This is a genomic window from Silanimonas sp., from assembly GCF_044377035.1.
Taxonomy (GTDB): domain Bacteria; phylum Pseudomonadota; class Gammaproteobacteria; order Xanthomonadales; family Xanthomonadaceae; genus Silanimonas.
In genome coordinates, this window is record NZ_JBILJW010000022.1 from 21,527 (window position 1) to 44,097 (window position 22,571).

Here is a 22,571-nt window from a genome sequence, read left to right on the forward strand (position 1 = left end):
GCGGCCATGAAGCGCAGCAAGACCCTGCGGCTGGCCCTGCTGGCCGCGTCGCCCGTGGCCCTGACCGCCTGCGGACCCGACTACATCGATCCGCCGCCGCAGCCCGGCAGCCTCGAATACGCCTCGGTGCAGGCGTGCTACGAGGCCAACGACATGAGCGATGCGCAGTGCGACCAGGCCTACGCCCAGGCCCGCGGCATGGCGCCCGGCTACGCCTCCGAGGAGGACTGCGAGCGCCTCTACGGGGACGAGGCCTGCGAGGACTTCGACGGGTGGAAGTACCGCTACATCCCGAAAACGTCGGCCTTCGCGACACCCTACGGCTACGGCACCTCCCGGGTTTCGCCCTACGGCAGCATCCGCCCGATCTATGGCGAGAGCCTGCAGGGTTTCGATACGAAGGGCCGCCGCGTGGTGCAGGTCGACCCACCGCGCCAGGCCGTGCCACGCGCGTCGCGCGGTGGCTTCGGCACCAGCGGATCGAGCCGCGGCGGCGGCTGGGGCGGCTGATGCGTCGGCGCCCGCTGGTCCCGCGGGCCCATTGGGAGGCGCAGGCGGCGCAGCACGGCTTCGCCTTCCATACCCTCGACGGCGCACCCTACTGGGACGAGCGCGCCTGCTACCTGTTCACCCTCGCGCAGGTGGAGCGCGACATCGAGGACGTCACGCAGGAGCTGCACGCGATGGCTCTTGATCTCGTCGACGCGGTCTGCGCGAGCGAGGCGCTGATGGCGAGGCTCGCCGTGCCGTCCGACTACCGCGACTGGATCGCGCGGTCGTGGCACCGCCGCGATCCGCATCTGTATGGTCGCGTCGACCTCGCCTATGGCGGCCGCGGCCCGGCGAAGCTCTACGAGTTCAACTACGACACGCCGACGGCGCTTTACGAGGCGGCCTACTTCCAGTGGTTGTGGTTGGAAGACCGGATCGCCGACGGCACCCTGCCGCCCGGCGCGGACCAGTACAACGGCTTGCAGGAAGCGATCGTCGAGGCTTTCGGCGCGATGGCCCGCGAGCGACGGCTGCGCCTGCCGCTGCATTTCGCCGCGCACGACGGCCACGCCGAGGACGGCGGCACCGTCGACTACCTGCGCGACTGTGCGCACCAGGCGGGGCTGGAGACGCACCGCCTCGCTGTCGAAGCCATCGGCCTTGGCGACGACGGCCGCACCTTCGCCGACGAGAGCGGCCACGCCATCCGCAGCCTGTTCAAGCTCTACCCCTACGAATTCATGTTCGAGGATGCCTTCGGGCCCGCGCTGCGCTTCGATGCGATGCAGCTCATCGAACCGCCGTGGAAGGCCCTGCTCTCGAACAAGGCCGCCTTGGCCTTGCTGTGGGAGCGCCATCCGGGCCACCCGAACCTGCTCGAGTGCCACATCGACGAGGCCCCTTCGGCCCCGCTGCCCGCCGGCTGGGTCCGCAAGCCCTTCTTCTCGCGCGAGGGGGCGAACATCGCCGCGACCCTCCCCGACGGCGAAGCGATCGTGACGCCGGGTCCCTACGCCGATGGCCCCCAAGTGCGGCAGGCCTGGCACCCGCTGCCGCGTTTCGATGCCGGCTGGCCGCTGATCGGCAGCTGGGTCATTGGCGATCGCGCCTGTGGCATGGGCCTCCGCGAAGACGACGGACCGATCACGATGAACACCTCGCGTTTCGTGCCGCACGCGATCGTGGGGTGAGCGTCGCCTTTCGGCGGCGTATTCGAGCGCGAGTAGTCGCCGGCGCGCCGATGGCGACGGCATGCCGCGTCCTCAAGGCGGCCCGCGTTGACGCTGGCCCGCCCCGTCACCGGTTCGGAAATCAACCCGGCTGTCTGCTCGAAGGCGACGTCCTGTCGCTCGAGCGGATGGCGCATCCCTGCGCCACCGCTTCGCTCGGGGGTTGGCGCGAAGCCCGGGTGCGCCGCGCCCGCGGCTCGGGGCAGGACAGCCCCGAGTCCGCGGAGAGCGGCCCACCGGCACGCGTGGCAGGCGCCGGCTTAGGCGGGTGATCCCCCGGCACACGTCTTGCACGTCTCGCCCGACCCCACGCCCACGCGAGACCCATGGCCGCCGTGATGACTCCCTTCGACCGCACCCGCCAGCTGATCCAGCAGGGTGCGGCCGTGCCGCTGGTGCTGATCGGCGTGCTGGCGATGATCGTGGTGCCGCTGCCGCCGCTGGCGCTGGACGTGCTGTTCACGCTGAACATCGCGGCCTCGCTGGTGGTGCTGCTCGCGGTGATCTACGTGAAGCGGCCGCTGGAGTTTTCGATCTTCCCGACCGTGCTTCTGCTGGTCACCTTGATGCGCCTGGCGCTCAACGTGGCCTCCACCCGCGTGGTGCTGCTGCACGGCCACGAAGGCCATGACGCCGCCGGCCAGGTGATCGCCAGCTTCGGCCAGTTCGTCATCGGCGGCAGCTTCGCCGTCGGCATCATCGTCTTCGCCATCCTGACGATCATCAACTTCATCGTCATCACCAAGGGCTCGACGCGCGTCTCGGAAGTGGCGGCGCGCTTCACCTTGGACGCCTTGCCCGGCAAGCAGATGGCGATCGACGCCGACTTGAACGCCGGCATCCTCACCCGCGAGGAAGCCAAGCTGCGTCGCGAGGAAGTGCGCGAGGAAGCGGACTTCTACGGTTCGATGGATGGTGCCGGCAAGTTCATCCGCGGCGACGCCATCGCCGGCATCCTGATCCTCTTCATCAACATCATCGGCGGCTTCGCCATCGGCGTGATGCAGCACGGCCTCTCGGCCGGAGATGCCGCCGAGATCTACATCCTGCTCGCCATCGGCGACGGCCTCGTGGCCCAGCTGCCGGCGCTGCTGGTTTCCACCGCCGTGGCCGTGATCGTGACGCGCGTCTCGCGCTCGCAGGACATGGGCAACGCCATGTTCGGCCAGGTGTTCGGCCAGTACCGCGCGCTCGCCATGACCGCCGCGATCATCGGCCTGGTCGGCCTGGTGCCGGGTATGCCCAACGTCGCCTTTTTGACGTTCGCGGTGGGCCTCGGCTACCTCGCGTGGATGCTCTACCAGCGCGAGCAGGCCGAGCAGGCGCGGGTGGCCGATGTGGAAGCCCGCAAGCTCATGGCGACGCAGACGCCGGGCGGCGCGCCGGCCGAGCTCAGCTGGGACGAAGTGCGTCCCGTCGATGCGCTCGGCCTCGAGGTCGGCTTCCGCCTGATCCCGCTGGTCGACAAGGCGCAGGGCGGCGACCTGATGGCGCGCATCAAGGCCATCCGCCGCAAGCAGACGCAGGACCTCGGCTTCCTCGTGCCGGCGGTGCACATCCGCGACAACCTCGACCTGCCGCCCAACCAGTACCGCGTGGTGATCCACGGCGTGCCGGTGGCCAGTGGCGAGGTCTACCCCGACCGCGACATGGCCCTGAACCCCGGGCAGGTCTACGGCGATCTGCAGGGCATCGCCGGCCGCGACCCGGCCTTCGGGTTGGACTCGGTGTGGATCCAGCCGGCGCAGCGCGCGCAGGCCGAATCGCTGGGCTACACGGTGGTCGACCCGGCCACCGTGATCGCCACGCATCTGTCGCACCTGGTGCGCGAGCACGCCAGCGAGCTGCTCGGCCACGAGGAGGCGCAAGCCCTGTTGGACACGCTGAAGAAGGCGGCCCCGAAGCTGGTGGAAGACCTCACGCCCAAGACTCTGCCGCTGGCGGTCGTGGTGCGCGTTCTGCAGAACCTTCTCGCCGAGAAGGTGCCGGTGCGGCAGATCCGCCAGATCGCCGAGGCGCTGATCGAGCACGGGGCCACCACGTCCGATCCGGCCACGCTGACCGCCGCGGTCCGCAACGCCCTGGGCCGCTTCATCGTGCAGGAGATCAACGGCATGAATCCCGAGCTGCCGGTCTACACGCTGGCGCCGCCGCTGGAACGCATCTTGCAGGACTCGGTGAACGGGAACACCGCGGCGCTCGAACCGAACCTGGCCGAGCGCCTGCACCAGAGCCTCGCCGACTGCGTGCAGCGGCAGGAGGCCCGTGGCGAACCCTCGGTGCTGCTGGTACCGGGCGGGGTGCGCGGGGTGCTCTCGCGGATGTTCCGGCACGGGGTGCCGTCGCTGCAGGTGCTGGCCTACAGCGAGATCCCCGAAGACAAACGGCTGAAGCTGGTCGGTTCGATCGGTTGAGGCCTCGAAACAACGGTTGCGGTTAGCAGGATTCGGAGAGAGCCACCATGAAGATCAAGCGCTTCGTTGCCCCGGACATGAGGACGGTGCTGCGCATGGTCCGCGAGGAGCAGGGGGCCGATGCGGTCATCCTCTCGAACCGTCCGGTGCCGGGCGGCATCGAGGTGGTGGCCGCCACCGACTACGACGAACAGCTGGCGCAGGACGCCCTGAAGTCGCTCCTGCCGCAGAAGCCCGCCACCGCCCTCGACAACGCCCGCGACGCAGACATCGGCCTCCCGGCGCAGCTCGCCGGCGCCCTGCGCGCCGCCGCGCCGCCGCCGGTGTCGGACGAGCGCCCCGCCTTGATCCCCGAGTCGCTGGTCAAGGCCATTGCCGCCAAGGCGGCCGCGCCCGCCGCCGCCCCACCGCCCAGCGCCGGCAAGCGCGCCGATTTCTCCGCCTTCCTCGCCGAGGCCAAGGAGCGCATCGCCCGCTCGACGTCGTCCGAGATGGCGTCTTCCGAGACCGTTCGGCCCGCCCCGGCGCCGCGCGCGCCCGCCGCCGCCTTCATGGACCCCGAGCCCACCGTCGCCCCGACGGCGGCCGCGCTCGACGCCCAGGCCCGCGCCACCCACCGCGAAGCCGAGGCCGTCGCCCGCCGCTCGGCGCCGCGCGCCGTCCGCATCTCGCCCTGGGACGAAGATCCGAGCCTGGTGCAGGTGCGCGCCGAGCTCATTGAGATGCGCGAGATGATGGAGCGCGAGATGCAGCGCATGACCGGCGAGCGCCTGCGCGGCAGCCCGGCGCGCGCCTTCGCCCTCGACGCGCTGGCCAGCTACGGCTGCGAAGACGCACTGGCCCGCGAGGTCGCCACCAAGATCCCGGCCGAGGCCGACCCGGCCCGCGCCCGCGGCCTGATGCTGGGCCAACTGGCCCACCTGCTGCCGGTCGCTACGTTCGATCCGCTGCGCACGCCCGGCGTGGTGGCGCTGGTCGGCCCGACCGGCGCCGGCAAGACGACGACGCTGGCCAAGCTGGCCGCCCGCTATGCGGCCGAGCACGGCCCGCGCGACGTCGCCCTGATCACCACCGACACCCAGCGCCCCGGCGGCCGCGAGCAGCTGCACGCCTATGGCCGCCAGTTCGGCCTCACGGTGGTCGAAGCCGGCAGCGAGGAGGCCCTGCACGAGGCCTTGCACCGCCTGCGCGACTACCCGCTGGTGCTGGTCGACACCGCCGGCCACGGCCAGCGCGACCGCGCCATGGTCGGGCAGCTGAACTGGTTGCGTCACGCCGGCAAGGTGCGGACGATGCTGGTCATGCCCGCGAACGCCCATAGCGCCGACCTGGATGAAGTCATCCGTCGCTTCGGCTTCGTCGCGCCCGAGGCCGCCATCCTCACCAAGCTCGACGAAACCGGCCGCCTCGGCGCCGCGCTCTCGGTGCTGGTGCGCCACCAGCTGCCGCTGGCCTACACCACCGACGGCCAGAACGTGCCCGACGACCTCAGCACCGCCGAGGCCAGCCGCCTCGTGCTGAAGCTGGAGGAGCTGCGCCGCGCCGGCGACCGTCCGGCGGAGGACGCCGATGCCGCCTGAGGCCACGCCGGCCCCGGTCCGTGTCCTCACCGTCGCCTCGGGCAAGGGCGGCGTGGGCAAGACCAATGTCTCGGTGAACCTCGCCACGGCGCTGGCCGCGCTCGGCGAGCGGGTGATGCTGCTCGACGCCGATTTCGGCCTCGCCAATGTCGACGTGCTGCTCGGCCTCACGCCGAAGCAGACCCTCGCCGATGTCGTCGCCGGCCGCGCCACGCTAGCCGACGTGATCCTGCCGGGGCCGCGCGGGCTGCAGATCGTGCCGTCGTCCTCCGGCAAGCGGCACATGGCGGAAATGACGCCGCAGCAGCACGCCGGCATCGTGCAGGCCGTCAGCACCTACGAGGGCCCGCTCGACACCCTCATCGTCGACACCGCCGCCGGCATCAACGACGCCGTGCTGACCTTCTGCCAGGCCGCGCAGGAGGTGTTGGTGGTGGTCTGCGACGAGCCCGCCTCGATCACTGACGCCTACGCGCTGGTGAAGGTGCTGTGCCGCGAGCGCGGCATCCAGCGGGTGCACGTCATCGCCAACATGGTGCGCAGCCCCGTCGAGGGCCGCGCCCTGTACGACAAGCTCGCCCGCGTGGTCGAGAAGTTCCTTCCCGAGGCCTCGCTGGCCTACCTCGGCGCCATCCCGCAGGACGATGCCCTGCGCCGCGCCGTGCAGAAGCAGAAGCCGGTCGTGGAGGCCTTTCCCTCCGCCCAGGCTTCGGCCGCCTTCCGCGAACTCGCCACCCGCATCCACCGCTGGTCCCGAGCCACCACGCCGCGAGGACATATCGAGTTCTTCGTCGAGCGTATGCTGGAGGCCGGAGGTGCCCGCGCATGATCGCTCCCGCCGCCCAATACCGAGCCGTGCAGCGCAGCGCCTCCGTCGAGGTGGTCGAGCGGCATGCCGACCTCGTGCGGCGCATCGCCCACCATCTCGCCGCCCGCCTGCCCGCCAGCGTCGAGGTCGATGACCTCGTGCAGGCCGGGATGCTCGGCCTGATCGAGGCCGCCCGGAATTTCGACAGCGACCAGGGCGCCAGCTTCGAGACCTACGCCTCGATCCGCATCCGCGGCGCGATGATCGACGAGATCCGCAAGGGCGACTGGACCCCGCGCTCGGTGCACCGCCGCACCCGCGAGGCCGCCGAGGTCACCCGCCAGATCGAGCAGACCACCGGCCGCGCCGCCACCGGTGCCGAGATCGCCCAGGCCTTGGGCCTTGCCCCGGAGGAGTACGCCCGCCTGCTCGAAGACGCCGTCTCCGGCCAGGTGCTCAGCCTCGATTCCCACATCGACGACCACGGCGAGCCGAACGTCGCCGCCGGGGCGGCCTATTCCCCGGAGCGTCGCCTGCAGGCCACCGAGTTCCGGCAGGCCTTGGGCGCGGCCATCGGCCAGCTGCCCGAACGCGAACAGCTCGTGCTCTCCCTGTATTACGAGCAGGAAATGAACCTCCGCGAGGTCGGCGCCGTGCTCGGCGTCTCGGAATCGCGGGTCTGCCAGATCCACGGCCAGGCCATGCTGCGCCTCCGCAGCCGTTTAGGAGAGTTCGGTTCTGCCGATAACGACACGGAGGACGTCGGCTAGCCCGGACTAAACTCGCCCGGCCGACGGCTGGGCGACCCCTGCGAAGGGGCGCTCCACCGCACCGATTCCGCACCCTTCCATCCGAGGCACTGCTGTGAACAAGAACATGCGCATCCTGGTCGTGGACGACTTCTCGACGATGCGACGCATCGTCAAGAACCTGCTCGCCGACCTGGGCTTCACCAACACCGCCGAGGCCGAAGACGGCGGCGCGGCCTACACCATCCTCAAGCAGGGCGGTTTCGACTTCGTCGTGACCGACTGGAACATGCCCGGCACCACCGGCATCGAGCTGCTGAAGCTGATCCGCGCCGACGAGAAGCTGAAGACCCTACCGGTGCTGATGGTCACGGCCGAATCGAAGCGCGAGCAGATCATCGAGGCCGCGCAGGCCGGGGTGAACGGCTACATCATCAAGCCCTTCACCGCCGCCACGCTGAAGGAGAAGCTCGACAAGATCTTCGAACGCCTGGGCAGCGCCGCATGACCAACCCGGCGCGCAACGCGGAAATCACCGCCCACCTGCGCGCCGCGTTGGCCGCGATCAGCGACGCCGACGACGCCAGCCTGAAAGCCGAACTGGGCGCCATCGTCCAGTGGCAGGAGCAGCCCCTGATGCAGGGGCTCGCCAAGCTGAGCCAGAGCCTCGGCGAAGCGCTCGGCGAGATTCCCGCCGTCGACGCCGCGGTGGGCGAACTGCCCGATGCCTGCGCCCGCCTCGACCACGTCGTGGCCATGACCGAGCAGGCCACCAACCGCACCCTCGACCTCGTCGAGGACTCGCAGAAACTGATGGAGAAGCTGCTGGTCCCCAGCGCCGACCACGAGGCCCTTCTGCGCGAGCTGCGCAGCAACCTCTCGGAAATGGCGCTGGCCCAGAGCTACCAGGACCTCACCGGCCAGATCATCAAGAAGGTGGCCGGGATCGTCCGTGGCGTGCACGACCAGCTCACCGCGATGGGCCTGCCGCCCACCGGCCCCGGCGCGCGCCGCAAGGACGACGACCCGCTGGCCGGTTCTGGCCCGGCGATTGCAGGGGTGGACAAGCCGCCGACATCGCAGAGCGATGCCGACGACCTGTTGTCCGACCTCGGCCTCTAAGGGAGTGCTTCCATGTCCGCCGTTTCGCCCGACATTGCCGCCGATTTCCTCGTCGAAGCCGGCGAGATCCTCGAGCGCCTCGGCGAACAGCTCGTGCAGCTCGAGCAGGCCGCCGACGACAAAGGCCTGCTGAACGCGGTCTTCCGCGGCTTCCACACCATCAAGGGCGGTGCCGGCTTCCTCGGCCTGGTGCCGATGGTCGAGCTCTGCCACGCGCTCGAAGACGCCTTCGACAAGGCCCGCGAGGGCAAGATCCTGCTCGACGACGACGCCTTCGACTACGCCCAGCGCTGCCACGACACCCTGACCGTGCAGATGGCGGCACTCGGCGCCGGCCAGCCACTCGAGCCCGCCGACCCCGACCTGATCGCCGCCATCAAGGCCTGGGCCTCCGGCCAGACGACCACCAAGCCGGCCAAGGCCGCGGCCGCGAAAGCGGCTCCCAAGCCCGGCGCCAAGGCGGCCGGCCCGGCCAAGACCGGCGGCGATACCGAACAGACCGTCCGCGTCGACACCAAGCGCCTCGACGCCATCGTCAACCTCACCGGCGAGCTCGTGCTCGCGCGCAACCGCCTCAAGGTGCTGCGCGACAAGCTCAAGGACGAGGACCTGCATCGGGCAGTGACCGCGCTCGACCACGCCACCGCGCGCCTGCAGGGCTCGGTGATGCGCACCCGCATGCAGCCCGTCAGCCGCGTGTTCCAGCGCTTCCCGAAGATGGCGCGCGACGTCGCGCGCCAGCTCGACAAGCAGGTGGAGCTGACGCTCGAAGGCGCCGAGACCGAACTCGACCGCAACCTCGTCGAGGCGCTTGCCGATCCGCTGGTGCATCTCGTCCGCAACGCCATCGACCACGGCGTCGAGCGGCCGGCCGTCCGCCAGGCCGCGGGCAAGAACCCGATGGGCCAGGTGTTCCTCTCCGCGCGCCAAGAGGGCGACGCGGTCGCCATCGAGATCCGCGACGACGGCGGCGGCATGGACCCGGAAAAACTCCGCGCCAAGGCCGTCGAGAAAGGCCTGCTGACGCCGGAGGCCGCGGCCCGCCTCGGCGCCGAGGACTGCTTCCAGCTCATCTTCATGCCGGGCTTCTCCACCAAGGTGGAGGTCACCGACATCTCCGGCCGCGGCGTCGGCATGGACGTGGTGCAGAGCAAGATCCGCGAGCTCTCCGGCCAGATCCAGATCCAGTCCGAGTTGGGCCAAGGCTCGCGCTTCACCATCCGCGTGCCGCTCACCCTGGCCATCCTGCCGACCCTGCTGGTGCGCGTCGCCGACACGACCTACGCGCTGCCGCTCGGCCGTGTCGTGGAAGTGCTGCCCATGCCGCAGCGCAAGCCCGACTATGTCGATGGCCAGCCCGTGCTCGACCTGCGTTCCAACACCCTGCCGCTGGTCTGGCTGCGCGCTTGGCTGCGCGTGCCGCCCTGCGAGAACGGCGAGGTCATCGTCGTGCTGCAGACCGGCGACTTCCGCTACGGCCTCGTCGTCGACCAGGTGCGCGGTCGCGAGGAGGTCGTCATCAAGGCCTTGCCGAAGCGCGTGCGCGGCCTGCTGGGCTATGCCGGCGCCACCCTGATCGGCGATGGCTCGCTCGCGTTGATCCTCGACGTCGACGGCATCCAGCGCAGCGTCAGCAGCGGGAACAACCGGCTCAAGCGGGCCTGATCGATGGACATCCTCAGCATCGCCGGCCTCGTCCTGGCGCTCATCGCCATCATCGGCGGGAGCATCGCCAAGGGCGCGGGGCTGTCGGCGCTGTGGAACTTCGCCGCCTTCCTCATCGTCATCGTCGGCACGCTCGGCGCGGTGCTGTTGCAAAGCGGCCTGCCCACCTTCAAGCGCGCCATGAAGATCGCGCGCTGGATCGTCCAGCCGCCGCCGGACAACCGCAAGAAGCTGATCGCGCAGATCGTCGACTGGGCCGCCACCGCCCGCAAGCAGGGCCTGCTGGGCCTCGAAGCGCAGGTCGCGCGGCAGCCCGACAAATACATCGCCAAGGGCCTGCAGATGCTCGTCGACGGCGTCGAGCCGGAAGGCATCCGGCACATGCTCGAGATCGAGATCGCCGCCGAGGAACACGCCGACATGCAGGCCGCCAAGGTGTTCGAGGCCGCGGGTATCTACGCGCCGACGCTGGGCATCGTCGGCGCCGTGCTTGGCCTGATGGCGGTGATGAAGAACCTCGCCGACCCCTCCAAGCTCGGCGGCGGCATCGCCGCGGCGTTCACCGCGACGATCTACGGCATCGCCTCGGCGAACTGCCTGTTCCTGCCGGCGGCGAACAAGCTGAAGTCGATCATCCGCCACCGTGCCGGCGACCGCGAGCTGGTGCTGGAAGGCCTGGTCTCGATCGCCCACGGCGAGAACCCGCGCAACATCGAGGCCCGTCTCGGCGGCTTCCTGCACTGACCGCCGTGCCATGGCCCGCCACGCCCGCCACGAAGAGCACGTCAACCACGAAGCCTGGGCCATCCCCTACGGCGACCTGATCACCCTGCTGCTCGCCTTCTTCGTCGTGATGTACGCCATCTCGACGCTCAACGAAGGCAAGTACCGGGTGATGTCCGATTCGCTCAACGCCGCTTTCGACGGCGTGCCGCGCAGCATCGCGCCCATCCAGATCGGCCAGCCCACCGAGGCGTCCAGCATCGCGCCGCCGCAGCCCTTCGAGAACGATCCGGGCTCGCCCAGCGTCGTGAACCTCAGCGAGCGCGTGCGTGCCGACGCCGTGATCACCCCGATCGAACTGATGCAGCTCGAGCAGCAGCAGGCGCAGGCCGACATCCAGCTCGATGCCATCCAGCGCCAGGTCGAGCGTGCGCTCGGACCGATGATCATGTCCGACCAGGTCACCGTCACCCGCGAGGGCCTGTGGCTGGAGGTGAACATCCGCAGCGACGTGTTGTTCGCCAGCGGCTCGGCGACGCTCTCCACGCCGGCCCGCGACGCCATCGACCAGCTCGCGACCGTGCTGCGCGAGCTGCCGAACGAGCTCCGCGTCGAAGGCCACACCGACAACCAGCCGATCGCCAGCGCCTTGTATCCGTCCAATTGGGAGCTTTCGGGCGCCCGCGCCGCCAGCGTGATCCGCTTGCTCGAGGGCCGCGGCGTCGATCCGCGGCGGATGGCGGCGATCGGCTTCGGCGACAAGCGGCCGGTCGCCGACAACGTCACGCCCGCCGGGCGCTCGACCAACCGCCGCGTGATGCTGGTGATCCTGGCCACGTCGCCAGGCACGCCCGGCGATGCCGCGGCGAGGCCGTCGAATCAAGTTTCGCCGCCACCGGCCGTTGAAGCCGGTGCGGCCACGCCGACCGAAGCCGCGCGTCCGCCGGCCCCGGTGTCGGTGCCACAGGCGCTTTCCGAGGATGTTCCCTGATGCAGGTGTGGGCGATCGCCAACCAGAAAGGCGGCGTGGGCAAGACCACGACGACGTTGCTGCTCGGACGGCTGCTGGCCGCCCGCGGGCAGCGCGTGTTGTTGGCCGACCTCGACCCGCACGCCTCGCTGACGCGCGCCTTCGGTATCCCTACCGAGCCGTCGCCGCCCGGCACTCTCGACCTGTTCGAGTCACCGCCGAAGGCCGTCGCCGAGGTGTCGCGCACCACGCCCATCGCCAACCTCCGCCTGCTGCCGGCGCAGGCCGGCATGGCCACGCTGGAGCGCCGCTCGGCCACGGCGCCCGGCCTTGGCCTCGCCCTCGGCCAGGGCCTCGCCGCCGCCGCTGCTGACTACGACTACGCGCTGCTGGATTGCCCACCCACGCTCGGCCTGCTGATGGTCAATGCGTTGGCCGCGGCCGACCAGCTGGTGGTGCCCACCCAGACCGAGCCGCTCGGCGTGCACGGCATGGAGGGCATGCTGAAGACGGCGACCATGATCGAGCGCTCGCGCAAGCGCCCCTTGCCGGCGCGGATCCTGCCCACGCTGTTCGACCGCCGCACCCGCGCCTGCACCGAGACCCTCGACCTGCTGCGCGAGCAGCACCCCGAGCGCACCTGGGTGCAGGCCGTGCCGCTCGACACCCGCCTGCGCGATGCCGCCGAGCTCACCCATGCCGAGCTGTCGCACGAGGTCACGCAGAGCCGCGGCTTCGACGCCTACCAGCGTGCTCTCGCCTGGCTGCTGCGCGAGGCGCCCCAGCCGCAGGAGCTGCCGGCATGAGTGGTGGCCTCGTCGACGACTACCTGTCGCAGCTGCTCGGTGCCGCCGCCGCCGGCACCATGGCCGGCGATCCCGCGCCCGCCGCACCCGCGCCTGTCGCGGCACCGCCGCCCGCGCCTACCCCGGAGCCGGCCGCGCCTGCGCCGCCCGTTGCCGAACTTCCCGCCTCCACGCCTGCCGTCGCCCCGGAGCCTGCCGTGACCGTGTCCACCCCGCCGCCGGCCAATCCCGACGAAATCACCGAAGACGAGTTCGAAGCCCTGCTTGACGCGCTGCACGGCGATGCACCGCCCGGCACCGCGGCGGCGGCTCCGGTGGCGTCGGCACCCGCGCCCAAGGCGCCGGCCAACCCCGACGAGATCAGCGAGGACGAGTTCGAAGCCCTGCTGGACGCGCTGCATGGGGGTGCCCCGCCCGGCGCGGTGACGTCGGCTCCGGTGCCGGCTGCGGCGACGCCCGCCAAGCCGGCCGCCGGCGGTGACGAGATCAGCGAGGACGAATTCGAAGCCCTGCTCGACACGCTGCATGGCGGAAAGCCGCCCGGCGCGGTCGCCTCGGCCGCCAGCGTCGCCGTGGCGGCCGCCCGTGCCACGGCCGCGCCGCCCCCGCGCGCCGCGGAGGAGCCTGCCGAAGCCCAGGCCGGCAGCGACGAGGGCGACGACTGGCGGGGCCAGGAGCGTCGCGCCAGCCGGCGCAGCTCGCGCTGGCTGCGCATGCGCGTGCACGGCCAGGACTACGGCGTCGAGCTGCTGAAGGTGCAGGAGGTGCTGCTCCCGGTTGGCGTCCTGCCCATGCGCGACACCGATGCCTCCATCCTCGGGGTCATGAACCTGCGGGGCGTCGTCGTTCCGGTCCTCGACCTCGGGGTGTGGCTCGGGCTTGAAGAAGTGGAGGAATCCGCACAAACCCGCTATGTCGTGCTGGAGCAGAATGGCGACTGCCTCGCGCTCAAGGTCAGTGCGGTCCTGGACGTCCACGCCATCGCGGACGGCCAGGTCGAGCCGGCCGAGAACACCCTGGCCGCCCCGGGCAGCGCGATGCTGCGTGGTGTGACACGATTGAATTCACAACCTGTGATACTCCTCGACGCGGTGGGGCTGCTAGGCTGAACGCAACCTCGTCGCCCACCGCAACGGGGCGGGGGGTGTTCCATGGATCGTCCTGGACGTCGAGGGGAAACATGCCGACCGTAGCGTTGAGTCCCGAATGGGGTATCGAAGCCAGCGAAGGCCTCAAGGCGGAGCTGGCCGCGCATCTCGACACCGCCGATGAGGTGGTGCTCGCCGCGGGCGAAGCCGGACGCGTCCACAGCGCCTCCATCCAGGTCCTCGCCGCTTTCGTCCGAACCCGTCGCCAAGCCGGCCGCACGACGCGCATCGCGCCGTGCGCCGCCGCCGTGCGCGACGCCGCGGTTTCCCTCGGTCTGGCCTCCGAGCTCGGCCTCGCCTGAACTCCATTGAATCAATGAGGACTGCCCCATGACTGCGCACATCCTGGTCGTCGACGACTCGGCTTCGATGCGACAAATGGTCGCCTTCACCCTGACGGGTGCCGGGTTCACCGTGACCGAGGCGGAGGACGGCGTCGTCGCGCTGGGCAAGGCCAAGGGGGCGAAGTTCAACGCGGTCGTGACCGACGTGAACATGCCGAACATGGACGGCATCACGCTCATCAAGCACCTGCGCGAGCTACCGGACTACAAGTTCACCCCGATGCTGATGCTCACGACCGAAGCCGGCGCCGACAAGAAGGCCGAAGGCAAGGCCGCGGGCGCCACGGGCTGGCTGGTGAAGCCGTTCAACCCCGACCAGCTGGTCGCGACGGTCAAGAAAGTGCTCGGCTGACAGCGCCGCCGGCGACCCGCCGGCGCGCTCCCCATGTTTCGCGGTTGGCACTCCGGGATTCTTCGATGAGCAACGATCTCAAGCGATTCCACGCCACCTTCTTCGAGGAAAGCCGCGAAGGCCTCGAGGTCATGGAGGCCGGCCTGCTCGACCTCGAAGGCGGCCGCGGCAGTGCGGACACCATCAACGCCGTGTTCCGCGCGGCGCATTCGATCAAGGGCGGTTCCGCCACCTTCGGCTTCACCAAGGTCGCCGAACTCACCCACGTGCTGGAAACGCTGCTCGACGAGCTGCGTGCTGGAAAGCGTCCGCTCACCACCGACGCGATGGACGCGCTGCTGGCTTCCGTCGACGTGCTGCGTGGCCTGCTCAAGGCCGCCGAGCAAGGCGTGCCGCCGGCCGATGACGGCGCCGGCATCGTTGCGCAGCTCAACGGCGTGCTCACCGGCAGGGCGACGATCGCCGTCGGTGGTGGCGCCAAGCCCGCCGCTGCGGCGCCCAAGCCCAAGGCGCCCGACCAGTTCGTCATCGCCTTCGCGCCGAAGCCCTCGATGTTCATGAGCGGCAACGACCCTCTGCGGATCATCCGCGAGCTGGCCGAACTCGGCGAGATGAAGGTCGACTGCGATCTCTCCGGGCTGCCGGCCTTCGGCGATCTCGATCCGACCCAGAGCTACCTGAAGTGGACGCTGACCCTCCCGGGGTCGGCATCGGAAGCGGTCATCCGCGACGCGTTCTCCTGGGTGGAGGACGAGTGCGACCTCTCCATCAATGGCGACGGTGGTGCCGCGCCCGCGGCGCCCGCCGCGGCGGAGCCGGCTCCCGCACCGGCGCCTGCGCCCGTGGCTGCCGAGGCCCCGGCCGCTCCCGCTGCGGGCGCGATCCCGATCGCCGCGGCCGGTGGCGGCGCGCCTGCCGGCGGCGGTGGTGCGAACGAGGACGCCTCGATCCGCGTGCAGGCCAGCAAGGTCGACATGCTGATCAACCTCGTCGGCGAACTGGTGATCACGCAGGCCATGCTGAAGCAGGTCGGTACTGGCATGGACGGCCCGCTGGCCGAGCGCCTGCTCGCCGGGCTGGAGACGCTGGAGCGCAACACGCGCGACCTCCAGGAAGCCGTCATCAGCGTGCGCATGCTGCCGGTCGATGCCGTGTTCAAGCGCTTCCCGCGCCTGGTCCGCGACCTCGCCGGGCGCCTTGGCAAGCAGGTGAACCTCAAGACCTTCGGTGAGAGCACCGAGCTCGACAAGGGCCTGATCGAGAAGATCAGCGACCCGATGGTGCACCTCGTGCGCAATGCCATCGACCACGGCCTCGAGACCACCGAGGACCGCATCAAGGCGGGCAAGGACCCGGTGGGCACCATCACGCTGGCGGCCTCCCACCAGGGCGGCAACATCATCATCGAGGTCAGCGACGACGGTAAGGGCCTCAACCGCGATCGCATCCTGGCGAAGGCTCGCGAGAAGGGCATCCCGATCGCCGACAATCCCACCGATGCCGACGTCTGGAACCTGATCTTCGCGCCGGGCTTCTCCACCGCCGATGCCGTTACCGACCTCTCGGGTCGTGGCGTGGGCATGGACGTGGTGCGTCGGAACATCCAGAGCCTGGGCGGCGAGACCGTGCTCGAGAGCTTCACGGGCAAGGGCACCAAGGTCACGATCAAGCTGCCGCTGACCCTCGCCATCCTCGACGGCATGACCGTGGGCGTCGGCAACGAGGTGTTCGTGCTGCCGCTGGGCTACGTCATCGAGTCGATGAAGCCGGCCGGCGAGAACGTCCGCACCGTCAACGCCGAAGGGCGCGTGCTGAAAGTGCGCGGCGAATACCTGCCGATGGTCCACCTCGGCAACCACTTCGGCATGGGTGGCGCCGACAAGCCCGAGATCACCGTCATCGTCGAAGGCGACGGCCAGAAGCTCGCGATCGAAGTCGATGCCCTCATCGGCCAGCAGCAGGTCGTGGTGAAGAGCCTCGAGACCAACTACCGCCGCATCGAAGGCATTTCCGGCGCGACGATCCTCGGCGACGGTCGCGTCGCCCTGATCCTCGACGTCCCCGGCCTCGTGCGGGGCCGGGTGAATACCAACAGCAAGGCGGCCTGACCCTCTCCCGCCAGCGTCCAACGGAGTAGCAGATGCGTTCTATCGCGGCACGCACCACTCTCGGCATCGGCGGCCTCGCCATCGTCGCTTTCGCAGTCGCGGCGTGGCTGATCAATGGCAAGGCCAGCGAGGTCCAGACCGAAAGCGCGGAAAGCGAACTGCATTCGCTGGCGGAGTCCCAGGCCTACCGCGTGCGCCTCGCGATGGAGAACACCCTCGCGCAGGTGCGCGGCCTCGCCGACGCCACCGAGGCCGAAATGGCCCGCGAGCGCCCCAGCCGCGAGCTGATCAACGACATGGTCGGCCGCTACACCCGCCGTGACACCACGGCGCTCGGGTATTGGGTGGAGTTCGAGCGCGACGCCTTCGATGGCCGGGACGCCGATTTCATCGGCAACAACGTCATTGCCATCCCCACCATCGGCCGCTTCACCGCCTACTGGGTCCGCAACGACGACGGCTCGGTCACCGCCGAAGAAGGCGGTGACACCGAGGACATCGGTGCCGAGGATTACTACGCCGCCGCGCGTGACCTCGGGGGCGAGACGATGTTCGAGCCCTATCCGTATGAGGTCAGCGGCGCCGAAGTGCTGATGACCAGCCTGATGGTGCCGATCTTCAAGGATGGCGAGTTCCGCGGCGTGGCCGGTGCCGACGTGACGCTGGCCGGCCTGCAGGCCGAGCTCGCCAAGGTCCGCCCCTACGAGACGGGTGTGCTTCGCCTCTACTCGCCGTCCGGCATGCTGATGGCCGGCCCGGAGGCCGACCAGCTGGGCAAGCCCGCGGTCCATCCGCGCATGGACGACATCCTCGCGGCGGCTGCCAAGGGCGAGACGCTGCTGATCAGTGCCGAGGATGCCGCGGTGGGCGGCGATTCCCTTCAGCTGTACATGCCCTTCCGCGTCGGCACCAAGGATCCGAAGCACTTCGTGCTTGGCGTGTCGGCGCCGGAGGCGGCGGTGTTCGAAGGCGTGAAGAGCATCCGAAACCGGGTGCTGCTGATCGGCCTGCTGAGCGCGCTCGCGCTGGCCTTCCTCGCCCGCCTGATCCTCGTCCGCCTCGTCCGTGATCCGCTGGAGCAAACGGTCGTCGATGTTTCGGCCTTGGCCGAGGGCAAGCTCGACCATCCGATCGCCGGCAAGGGCGAGGACGAAGTGGGCCAGGTGGCTTCGGCGCTGCGGAAGATGCAGCGCGATCTCGGCGCGCGCATCGCCGAGGAGCGTCGCGTCGCCGCCGTGAACCAGCGCGTCCGCAGCGCGCTTGATGGCGCCGCCGCCGGCGTGATGATCGCCGACGCTTCCGGCGCGATCGTCTACGCGAACGATGCCGCCCAGTCCTCCCTGCGCGACATGGCGCCGGCCATCGAAGCCAGCGTGACGGGCTTCAACCCCGCCACGCCGGTCGGGCAATCGCTGTTCGCGGTCCATCCGGAAGCCCGCCAGGCCACCGATGCCAACGGCGGCGTGAGCGTCGCGGCGCTGCGGTTCGGCGAGTTCCACGTGCAGCTGGCGCTGGCGCCGCTGCGTGATGACGAAGGGCGCTTCGCCGGCCTCGTCGCCAACTGGACCGACCGCACCGAAGAAGTGCGCACCGAGCTTGAGGTCAATGCGCTGGTGGGTGCCGCGTCCGAGGGCCGCCTCGACGGCCGCATCCGCCTCACCGGCAAGCACGGCTTCTTCCTGCAGCTGGGCACGGCACTCAACCGGCTGCTCGATGCGACCGCCACCGGCGTCAGCGAGGTGCAGGCGGTGCTGGCGGCTCTTGCGGTCGGCGACCTGACGGTGCGTTCGGAAGCGACGCTGCACGGCGTGTTCGCGCAGATGCGCGACGACGCCAACGCCACCGCCGATGCGCTCGAGGATGTCCTCTCCCAGATCAAGGTCGCCGTCGAGCAGATCCACACCGCGTCCAGCGAAATCGCGGCGGGCAACCAGGACCTCTCCGTCCGCACGGAACAGCAGGCGGCCAACCTCGAGGAAACCGCGGCCTCGGTCGAGGAGCTCACCGCCAGCGTTCGCGAGAACGCCGATTCGGCCCGCAGCGGCCGCGAGGTCGCGGCCCAGGCGGCCGACATCTCGGGTCGCGGCGCAAAAGAGATCGAGCAGGTCGTCCAGTCGATGCAGGGCATCGCCGACGGTGCGCGCCAGATCGAAAGCATCATCACCACCATCGACGGCATCGCCTTCCAGACCAACATCCTCGCGCTCAACGCGGCGGTGGAGGCTGCGCGTGCCGGCGAGCAGGGCCGCGGCTTCGCCGTGGTGGCGTCGGAAGTGCGCGCACTGGCGCAGCGTTCCGCTGCCTCGGCCCGCGAGATCAAGATGCTGATCCAGAAGTCGAACCAGCGCGTCGGCGAGGGCTCGACGGTGGTGAACGCTGCCGGCCGCACCATGCAGGACACCGAGGCGGCGATCCGCCGCGTCAATGGCCTGATGCAGCTCATCGCCGAGGCCTCGGTCGAGCAGGCCACCGGCATCGGCCAGGTCAGCCAGACCATCACGCAGATGGATTCCGCGACGCAACAAAACGCCGCACTGGTGGAGGAAGCCACCGCCGCGGCCAAGTCGATGGCCGACCAGGCCGCCGCCCTGGCCGAGCTCACCGCCCGCTTCACGCTGCGCGAGGAATCGGCCGCAGCGCACGGATCGTCGTTCCGCGACGACGCATGATCTCCACGTCTTCCCGAGGGTTCCGCCCATGAGCACGAACAGCAACGATGTCTCGCACGAGTTCCTCGCCTTCAAGCTCGGGCCCGAGGAGTACGGCGTCGACATCCTCTCGGTGCAGGAGATCCGGGGCTACGACACCGTCACCCGCGTCCCCGAAGCGCCCGAATACATCAAGGGTGTGATCAACCTCCGCGGCGTCATCGTCCCGGTGGTGGACCTGCGGCTGAAGTTCAAGCTCGGCAGCGCGACCTACGACGAATTCACCGTGATGATCGTGCTCAACCTCAAGGGCAAGGTGATCGCCGCGGTCGTCGACGGCGTCTCCGACGTCGTCCGCGTCGAACCGGTCGACATCCGCCCCACGCCGGAGTTCGGCGGGATCATCGACACGCGCTACATCTCCGGCATCGCGACCGTTGGCGAGCGCATGCTCATCCTGCTCGACATCGAGGCCCTGATCCTGAGTGCCGACATCACCGGCTCCACGCCGGTGGCCGCCTGATCCAGCACCCGAGGAGAACCGCATGGCGCAGCAGGGGCTGAAGCACGTGGCGCAGCGGGCCCTTGGCCTCCTGCGGCGCATCGGATCGGGCCTCGGTGGCGTGCTCCGCCATCCGGCGCTCGCGAAGTTGATCGGCCCGGTTACCGCGGCCTGGGGGCGCTTACGAGCGCTACCGCCGGTGCGCATGGCAGGCGTTGCGGCGAGGCGCAGCCTCGCGATGTTCCGCACCAGCGATGGTCGCGAATGGAGCGTCGGTGGGCGCCTGAGCATCGTCGCCGCCATCGTCGTCGTGCTGATCCTCGGACTGATCGCGCAGATCGTCTCGCGCAGCAGCGCCTCGGCGTTGAACGAAAAGGCGGAGCAGGGCCTGGCTTCTTCCACCGACGCGGTGATGGCCACCCTCGAGGTCTACCGCCAAGGGCTGGACGAGGACGTGCTGCGCATGTACGGCGCCTTCCTCGGAACGCTGCCGCAGACGATCATCGTCCGCAGCCCCGACGAGCGCATCCCGGCCGGTGAGGGCGACGCCCCGGCACTGCGCATGGATGATCGCCTGATCAATGGCGACACTGTGCTGGTCGACGACTTCACGACGAATACCGAGGCCGCCGCCGTGATCTTCGTGCTCGACGGCGAAGACTTGAAGCAGATCACTTCCTCGCTGCTGGACGACATGGGCAGCCGCCCGCTCGGCGCGACCATGTCGCGGGAGCATCCGGCCTACGCGAAGCTGATGGCTGGCGAACCGCTCACCTCGGCGGAGCGCATTTACGGCACCGACTACATCACCCATTACGAGCCGATCTTCTCCGCCAGCGGCACGACGGACGACGATGGTGGCGTCGTCGGTGCGGTCATGGTGGGCATCGGCTACGAGGCGGCTCTGACCGCCCTCAATGAGAAGCTGGCCGAGCTCGACCTCGGCGACGGCGGTCGCCTCGTCGTGGTGCAGACCCGCGATGGCGACTCGCGCTTCGTCGTCCATCCGATGCTCTACGACACGGCGCTGCGTGGCGAGGAAGCCGATCCGGCCGCCGCCAGCATTGCCGAGGCATTGGAGAATCCAGACGGCAGCCACGTCGCCGACCTGCCGGTGTGGGCCGAACCGACCCAGCCCGCGGTCAACGAGGCGCATCTCGTGGCTTTGCGCACCTTCGAGCCCTTCGGCTGGCGCCTGATGGCGCAGGTGCCGGAGAAAGCCGTGCAAGCGCAGGCCCGCGCCCTCGGCCGGCGCATCCTGCTGTTCTCCCTGATCGGCGCCCTCGTGATCGGCGCGGCGGTCGTGTGGTTGTCCCGACTGCTGGTGGCGCAGCCGCTGAACCGAGCCGTTGGCTTCGCCAACGCCGTCGCCGCCGGCGACCTCGACGCGCAGCCCGACGCCGAAGCGCGCGCCGAGATCGGTGCGCTGAACCGCGCGCTCAGCGACATGATCAACAAGCTGCGCAAGCGGCAGGAAGTCGAGCGTCGCGCCGCGGCCGAGGTGAAGCGCCTCGCCGACGAGACCTCGGCAATTGCGAATGCCCTGGACGCCGCGTCCAGCGCGGTGATGATGACTGACCGCGACCACGTGATCAGCTACGCCAACCGCGCGATGCGCACGCTGTTCACCGATGCCGAGGCCGCGATCGCCAGCGTCGCGAAGGGCTTCAGCGCCGAGGCGATGGTGGGGTTCCATTTCGGCACCCTCTACCCGATGGCCACGCCGCCGGTGCAGGCCTTCGAGGTCGAGCGTGCCTACGGCGGCCGCACCTTCCTGCTCGAGTTGAGCCCGTGGTTCGACGACGACGGCAGCTACCGCGGCAGCGTCGTGACCTGGACAGAGCGCACGGCCGAGCTGGCCACCCAGCGTGAGGTGCAGTCGATCGTCTCCGCGGCGGCGGCCGGCGACCTTTCCGGCGCGCTGTCGCTGGAAGGCAAGCAGGGCTTCCTGCGCGACCTCGCGGCCTCGATCAACGAGCTGCTCGGCGCGACCCGCGCCGGCGTGGCCGAAGTGCAGGTCGTCTTGGCGGCGCTGGCCGAGGGCGATCTCGCGCAGCGCTCCACCGCCGAGCTGCGCGGCGTATTCGCGCAGATGCGCGACGACGCCAACAGCAGCGCCGAGCGTCTTTCCGAGGTCATCGCCGCCATCCGCGACGCGGCCGAGTCGATCACCACGGCCTCGAGCGAGATCGCCGCGGGCAACCAGGACCTCTCCAGCCGCACCGAGCAGCAGGCCGCCAGCCTCGAGGAAACCGCCTCGTCGATGGAAGAGCTGACCGCGACGGTGAAGCAGAACGCCGAGTCGGCGAAGCAGGCGACGACGCTCTCCGGCGGTGCCGCCCAGGTGGCCGTCGACGGCGGCAAGCTGGTCGATGACGTGGTGCAGACCATGGCGCAGATCCAGGCCAGCTCGAAGAAGATTGGCGACATCATCGGCACCATCAACAGCATCGCCTTCCAGACCAACATCCTCGCTATCAACGCCGCGGTGGAAGCCGCGCGTGCCGGCGAAGCGGGCCGTGGCTTCGCGGTGGTCGCATCGGAAGTGCGCAGCCTCGCGCAGCGCACCGCGGACGCCAGCAAGCAGATCCGCGGCATCATCGAGGAATCGAACGCCCGCATCGGCACCGGCGCCAAGCTGGCCGGCCAGGCGGGACAGACCATGCACGAGGTGGTCGGCTCGGTGCGGCGCGTCACCGACCTGATCGGCGAGATCTCGGCGGCGTCGATCGAGCAGAGCCAGGGCATCGAGCAGGTCAACCAGACCATCACGCACATCGACGAGGCCACGCAGCAGAACGCCGCGCTCGTCGAGGAGGCCACGGCCGCCGCCCACTCCATGGAGGACCAGGCGGCCACGCTGGTGCAACTGGTCGCGCGCTTCCGGCTCGCGGGCGATGGCGAGGCCTGA

Annotated in this window: 19 protein-coding genes; all 19 read left to right on the forward strand. The window is 69.9% G+C overall.

Going from position 1 to position 22,571, the window contains the following annotated elements; genetic code table 11:
* Positions 1–6: 6 nt before the first annotated feature.
* The 19 genes from ACIQ6S_RS12050 to ACIQ6S_RS12140 all read left to right on the forward strand — a co-directional run bounded on the left by ACIQ6S_RS12050 (position 7) and on the right by ACIQ6S_RS12140 (position 22,571).
* Entirely contained in the window at positions 7–510 is a 504-nt protein-coding gene (locus ACIQ6S_RS12050) for a DUF1190 domain-containing protein (RefSeq protein WP_397608571.1), read from the forward strand.
* On the forward strand, positions 510–1,682 hold the full coding sequence (locus ACIQ6S_RS12055; protein WP_397608572.1) for a glutathionylspermidine synthase family protein: 1,173 nt from the start codon (positions 510–512) through the stop codon (positions 1,680–1,682). The genes ACIQ6S_RS12050 and ACIQ6S_RS12055 overlap by 1 nt, the downstream gene beginning before the upstream one ends.
* 455 nt (positions 1,683–2,137) lie before the next feature.
* On the forward strand, positions 2,138–4,135 hold the full coding sequence (gene flhA, locus ACIQ6S_RS12060; protein WP_397608593.1) for a flagellar biosynthesis protein FlhA: 1,998 nt from the start codon (positions 2,138–2,140) through the stop codon (positions 4,133–4,135).
* A 47-nt stretch (positions 4,136–4,182) separates the two neighbouring features.
* A complete protein-coding gene (gene flhF, locus ACIQ6S_RS12065; RefSeq protein ID WP_397608573.1) occupies positions 4,183–5,715 on the forward strand; it encodes a flagellar biosynthesis protein FlhF in 1,533 nt (510 codons plus the stop codon).
* Positions 5,705–6,544, forward strand: coding sequence for a MinD/ParA family protein (locus tag ACIQ6S_RS12070; RefSeq protein ID WP_397608574.1), 840 nt, complete (start codon positions 5,705–5,707; stop codon positions 6,542–6,544). Before flhF ends, ACIQ6S_RS12070 begins: the two co-directional genes overlap by 11 nt.
* Complete coding sequence (locus tag ACIQ6S_RS12075) at positions 6,541–7,293, forward strand: RNA polymerase sigma factor FliA (protein WP_397572487.1); 753 nt, start codon at positions 6,541–6,543, stop codon at positions 7,291–7,293. The genes ACIQ6S_RS12070 and ACIQ6S_RS12075 overlap by 4 nt, the downstream gene beginning before the upstream one ends.
* A 94-nt stretch (positions 7,294–7,387) precedes the next feature.
* On the forward strand, positions 7,388–7,780 hold the full coding sequence (cheY, locus tag ACIQ6S_RS12080; RefSeq protein ID WP_297865631.1) for a chemotaxis response regulator CheY: 393 nt from the start codon (positions 7,388–7,390) through the stop codon (positions 7,778–7,780).
* Positions 7,777–8,394 (forward strand): protein phosphatase CheZ, encoded by a 618-nt coding sequence (locus ACIQ6S_RS12085; protein WP_297865632.1) that lies wholly within the window; start codon positions 7,777–7,779, stop codon positions 8,392–8,394. The genes cheY and ACIQ6S_RS12085 overlap by 4 nt, the downstream gene beginning before the upstream one ends.
* Before the next feature lie 12 nt (positions 8,395–8,406).
* Positions 8,407–10,059, forward strand: coding sequence for a chemotaxis protein CheA (locus tag ACIQ6S_RS12090; protein WP_397608575.1), 1,653 nt, complete (start codon positions 8,407–8,409; stop codon positions 10,057–10,059).
* A gap of 3 nt (positions 10,060–10,062) precedes the next feature.
* Positions 10,063–10,803 (forward strand): flagellar motor protein, encoded by a 741-nt coding sequence (locus ACIQ6S_RS12095; protein WP_397608576.1) that lies wholly within the window; start codon positions 10,063–10,065, stop codon positions 10,801–10,803.
* Positions 10,804–10,813: 10 nt separating this feature from the next.
* Positions 10,814–11,773: a flagellar motor protein MotD gene (gene motD, locus ACIQ6S_RS12100; protein WP_397608577.1), complete on the forward strand. Its 960-nt coding sequence runs from the start codon at positions 10,814–10,816 to the stop codon at positions 11,771–11,773.
* Positions 11,773–12,558 (forward strand): ParA family protein, encoded by a 786-nt coding sequence (locus tag ACIQ6S_RS12105; protein WP_397608578.1) that lies wholly within the window; start codon positions 11,773–11,775, stop codon positions 12,556–12,558. Before motD ends, ACIQ6S_RS12105 begins: the two co-directional genes overlap by 1 nt.
* Entirely contained in the window at positions 12,555–13,667 is a 1,113-nt protein-coding gene (locus ACIQ6S_RS12110; protein ID WP_397608579.1) for a chemotaxis protein CheW, read from the forward strand. The genes ACIQ6S_RS12105 and ACIQ6S_RS12110 overlap by 4 nt, the downstream gene beginning before the upstream one ends.
* A 71-nt stretch (positions 13,668–13,738) precedes the next feature.
* Positions 13,739–14,008, forward strand: a complete 270-nt coding sequence (locus ACIQ6S_RS12115; RefSeq protein ID WP_397608580.1) for an STAS domain-containing protein — start codon at positions 13,739–13,741, stop codon at positions 14,006–14,008.
* A gap of 28 nt (positions 14,009–14,036) precedes the next feature.
* Positions 14,037–14,402 (forward strand): response regulator, encoded by a 366-nt coding sequence (locus tag ACIQ6S_RS12120; protein ID WP_297865639.1) that lies wholly within the window; start codon positions 14,037–14,039, stop codon positions 14,400–14,402.
* A gap of 65 nt (positions 14,403–14,467) precedes the next feature.
* Positions 14,468–16,510, forward strand: coding sequence for a chemotaxis protein CheA (locus ACIQ6S_RS12125; protein WP_397608581.1), 2,043 nt, complete (start codon positions 14,468–14,470; stop codon positions 16,508–16,510).
* Between the two features lie 32 nt (positions 16,511–16,542).
* Positions 16,543–19,179, forward strand: coding sequence for a methyl-accepting chemotaxis protein (locus ACIQ6S_RS12130; RefSeq protein ID WP_397608582.1), 2,637 nt, complete (start codon positions 16,543–16,545; stop codon positions 19,177–19,179).
* A gap of 28 nt (positions 19,180–19,207) precedes the next feature.
* Positions 19,208–19,681 (forward strand): chemotaxis protein CheW, encoded by a 474-nt coding sequence (locus ACIQ6S_RS12135; protein ID WP_297865642.1) that lies wholly within the window; start codon positions 19,208–19,210, stop codon positions 19,679–19,681.
* Positions 19,682–19,703: 22 nt separating this feature from the next.
* Positions 19,704–22,571 carry a methyl-accepting chemotaxis protein gene (locus tag ACIQ6S_RS12140; RefSeq protein ID WP_397608583.1) on the forward strand — a complete coding sequence of 956 codons (2,868 nt, stop codon included), beginning with the start codon at positions 19,704–19,706 and terminating at the stop codon, positions 22,569–22,571.

Bases quoted from the DNA above. Each gene is read 5' to 3' on its own strand.
- ACIQ6S_RS12105 (WP_397608578.1), top strand. From the start codon at position 11,773: ATGCAGGTGTGGGCGATCGCCAACCAGAAAGGCGGCGTGGGCAAGACC.
- ACIQ6S_RS12055 (WP_397608572.1), top strand. From the start codon at position 510: ATGCGTCGGCGCCCGCTGGTCCCGCGGGCCCATTGGGAGGCGCAGGCG.
- flhF (WP_397608573.1), top strand. From the start codon at position 4,183: ATGAAGATCAAGCGCTTCGTTGCCCCGGACATGAGGACGGTGCTGCGC.
- ACIQ6S_RS12050 (WP_397608571.1), top strand. From the start codon at position 7: ATGAAGCGCAGCAAGACCCTGCGGCTGGCCCTGCTGGCCGCGTCGCCC.
- ACIQ6S_RS12120 (WP_297865639.1), top strand. From the start codon at position 14,037: ATGACTGCGCACATCCTGGTCGTCGACGACTCGGCTTCGATGCGACAA.
- ACIQ6S_RS12125 (WP_397608581.1), top strand. From the start codon at position 14,468: ATGAGCAACGATCTCAAGCGATTCCACGCCACCTTCTTCGAGGAAAGC.
- ACIQ6S_RS12075 (WP_397572487.1), top strand. From the start codon at position 6,541: ATGATCGCTCCCGCCGCCCAATACCGAGCCGTGCAGCGCAGCGCCTCC.
- flhA (WP_397608593.1), top strand. From the start codon at position 2,138: ATGATCGTGGTGCCGCTGCCGCCGCTGGCGCTGGACGTGCTGTTCACG.
- ACIQ6S_RS12085 (WP_297865632.1), top strand. From the start codon at position 7,777: ATGACCAACCCGGCGCGCAACGCGGAAATCACCGCCCACCTGCGCGCC.
- ACIQ6S_RS12090 (WP_397608575.1), top strand. From the start codon at position 8,407: ATGTCCGCCGTTTCGCCCGACATTGCCGCCGATTTCCTCGTCGAAGCC.
- ACIQ6S_RS12130 (WP_397608582.1), top strand. From the start codon at position 16,543: ATGCGTTCTATCGCGGCACGCACCACTCTCGGCATCGGCGGCCTCGCC.
- ACIQ6S_RS12140 (WP_397608583.1), top strand. From the start codon at position 19,704: ATGGCGCAGCAGGGGCTGAAGCACGTGGCGCAGCGGGCCCTTGGCCTC.
- ACIQ6S_RS12115 (WP_397608580.1), top strand. From the start codon at position 13,739: ATGCCGACCGTAGCGTTGAGTCCCGAATGGGGTATCGAAGCCAGCGAA.
- ACIQ6S_RS12110 (WP_397608579.1), top strand. From the start codon at position 12,555: ATGAGTGGTGGCCTCGTCGACGACTACCTGTCGCAGCTGCTCGGTGCC.
- ACIQ6S_RS12135 (WP_297865642.1), top strand. From the start codon at position 19,208: ATGAGCACGAACAGCAACGATGTCTCGCACGAGTTCCTCGCCTTCAAG.
- motD (WP_397608577.1), top strand. From the start codon at position 10,814: ATGGCCCGCCACGCCCGCCACGAAGAGCACGTCAACCACGAAGCCTGG.
- ACIQ6S_RS12095 (WP_397608576.1), top strand. From the start codon at position 10,063: ATGGACATCCTCAGCATCGCCGGCCTCGTCCTGGCGCTCATCGCCATC.
- ACIQ6S_RS12070 (WP_397608574.1), top strand. From the start codon at position 5,705: ATGCCGCCTGAGGCCACGCCGGCCCCGGTCCGTGTCCTCACCGTCGCC.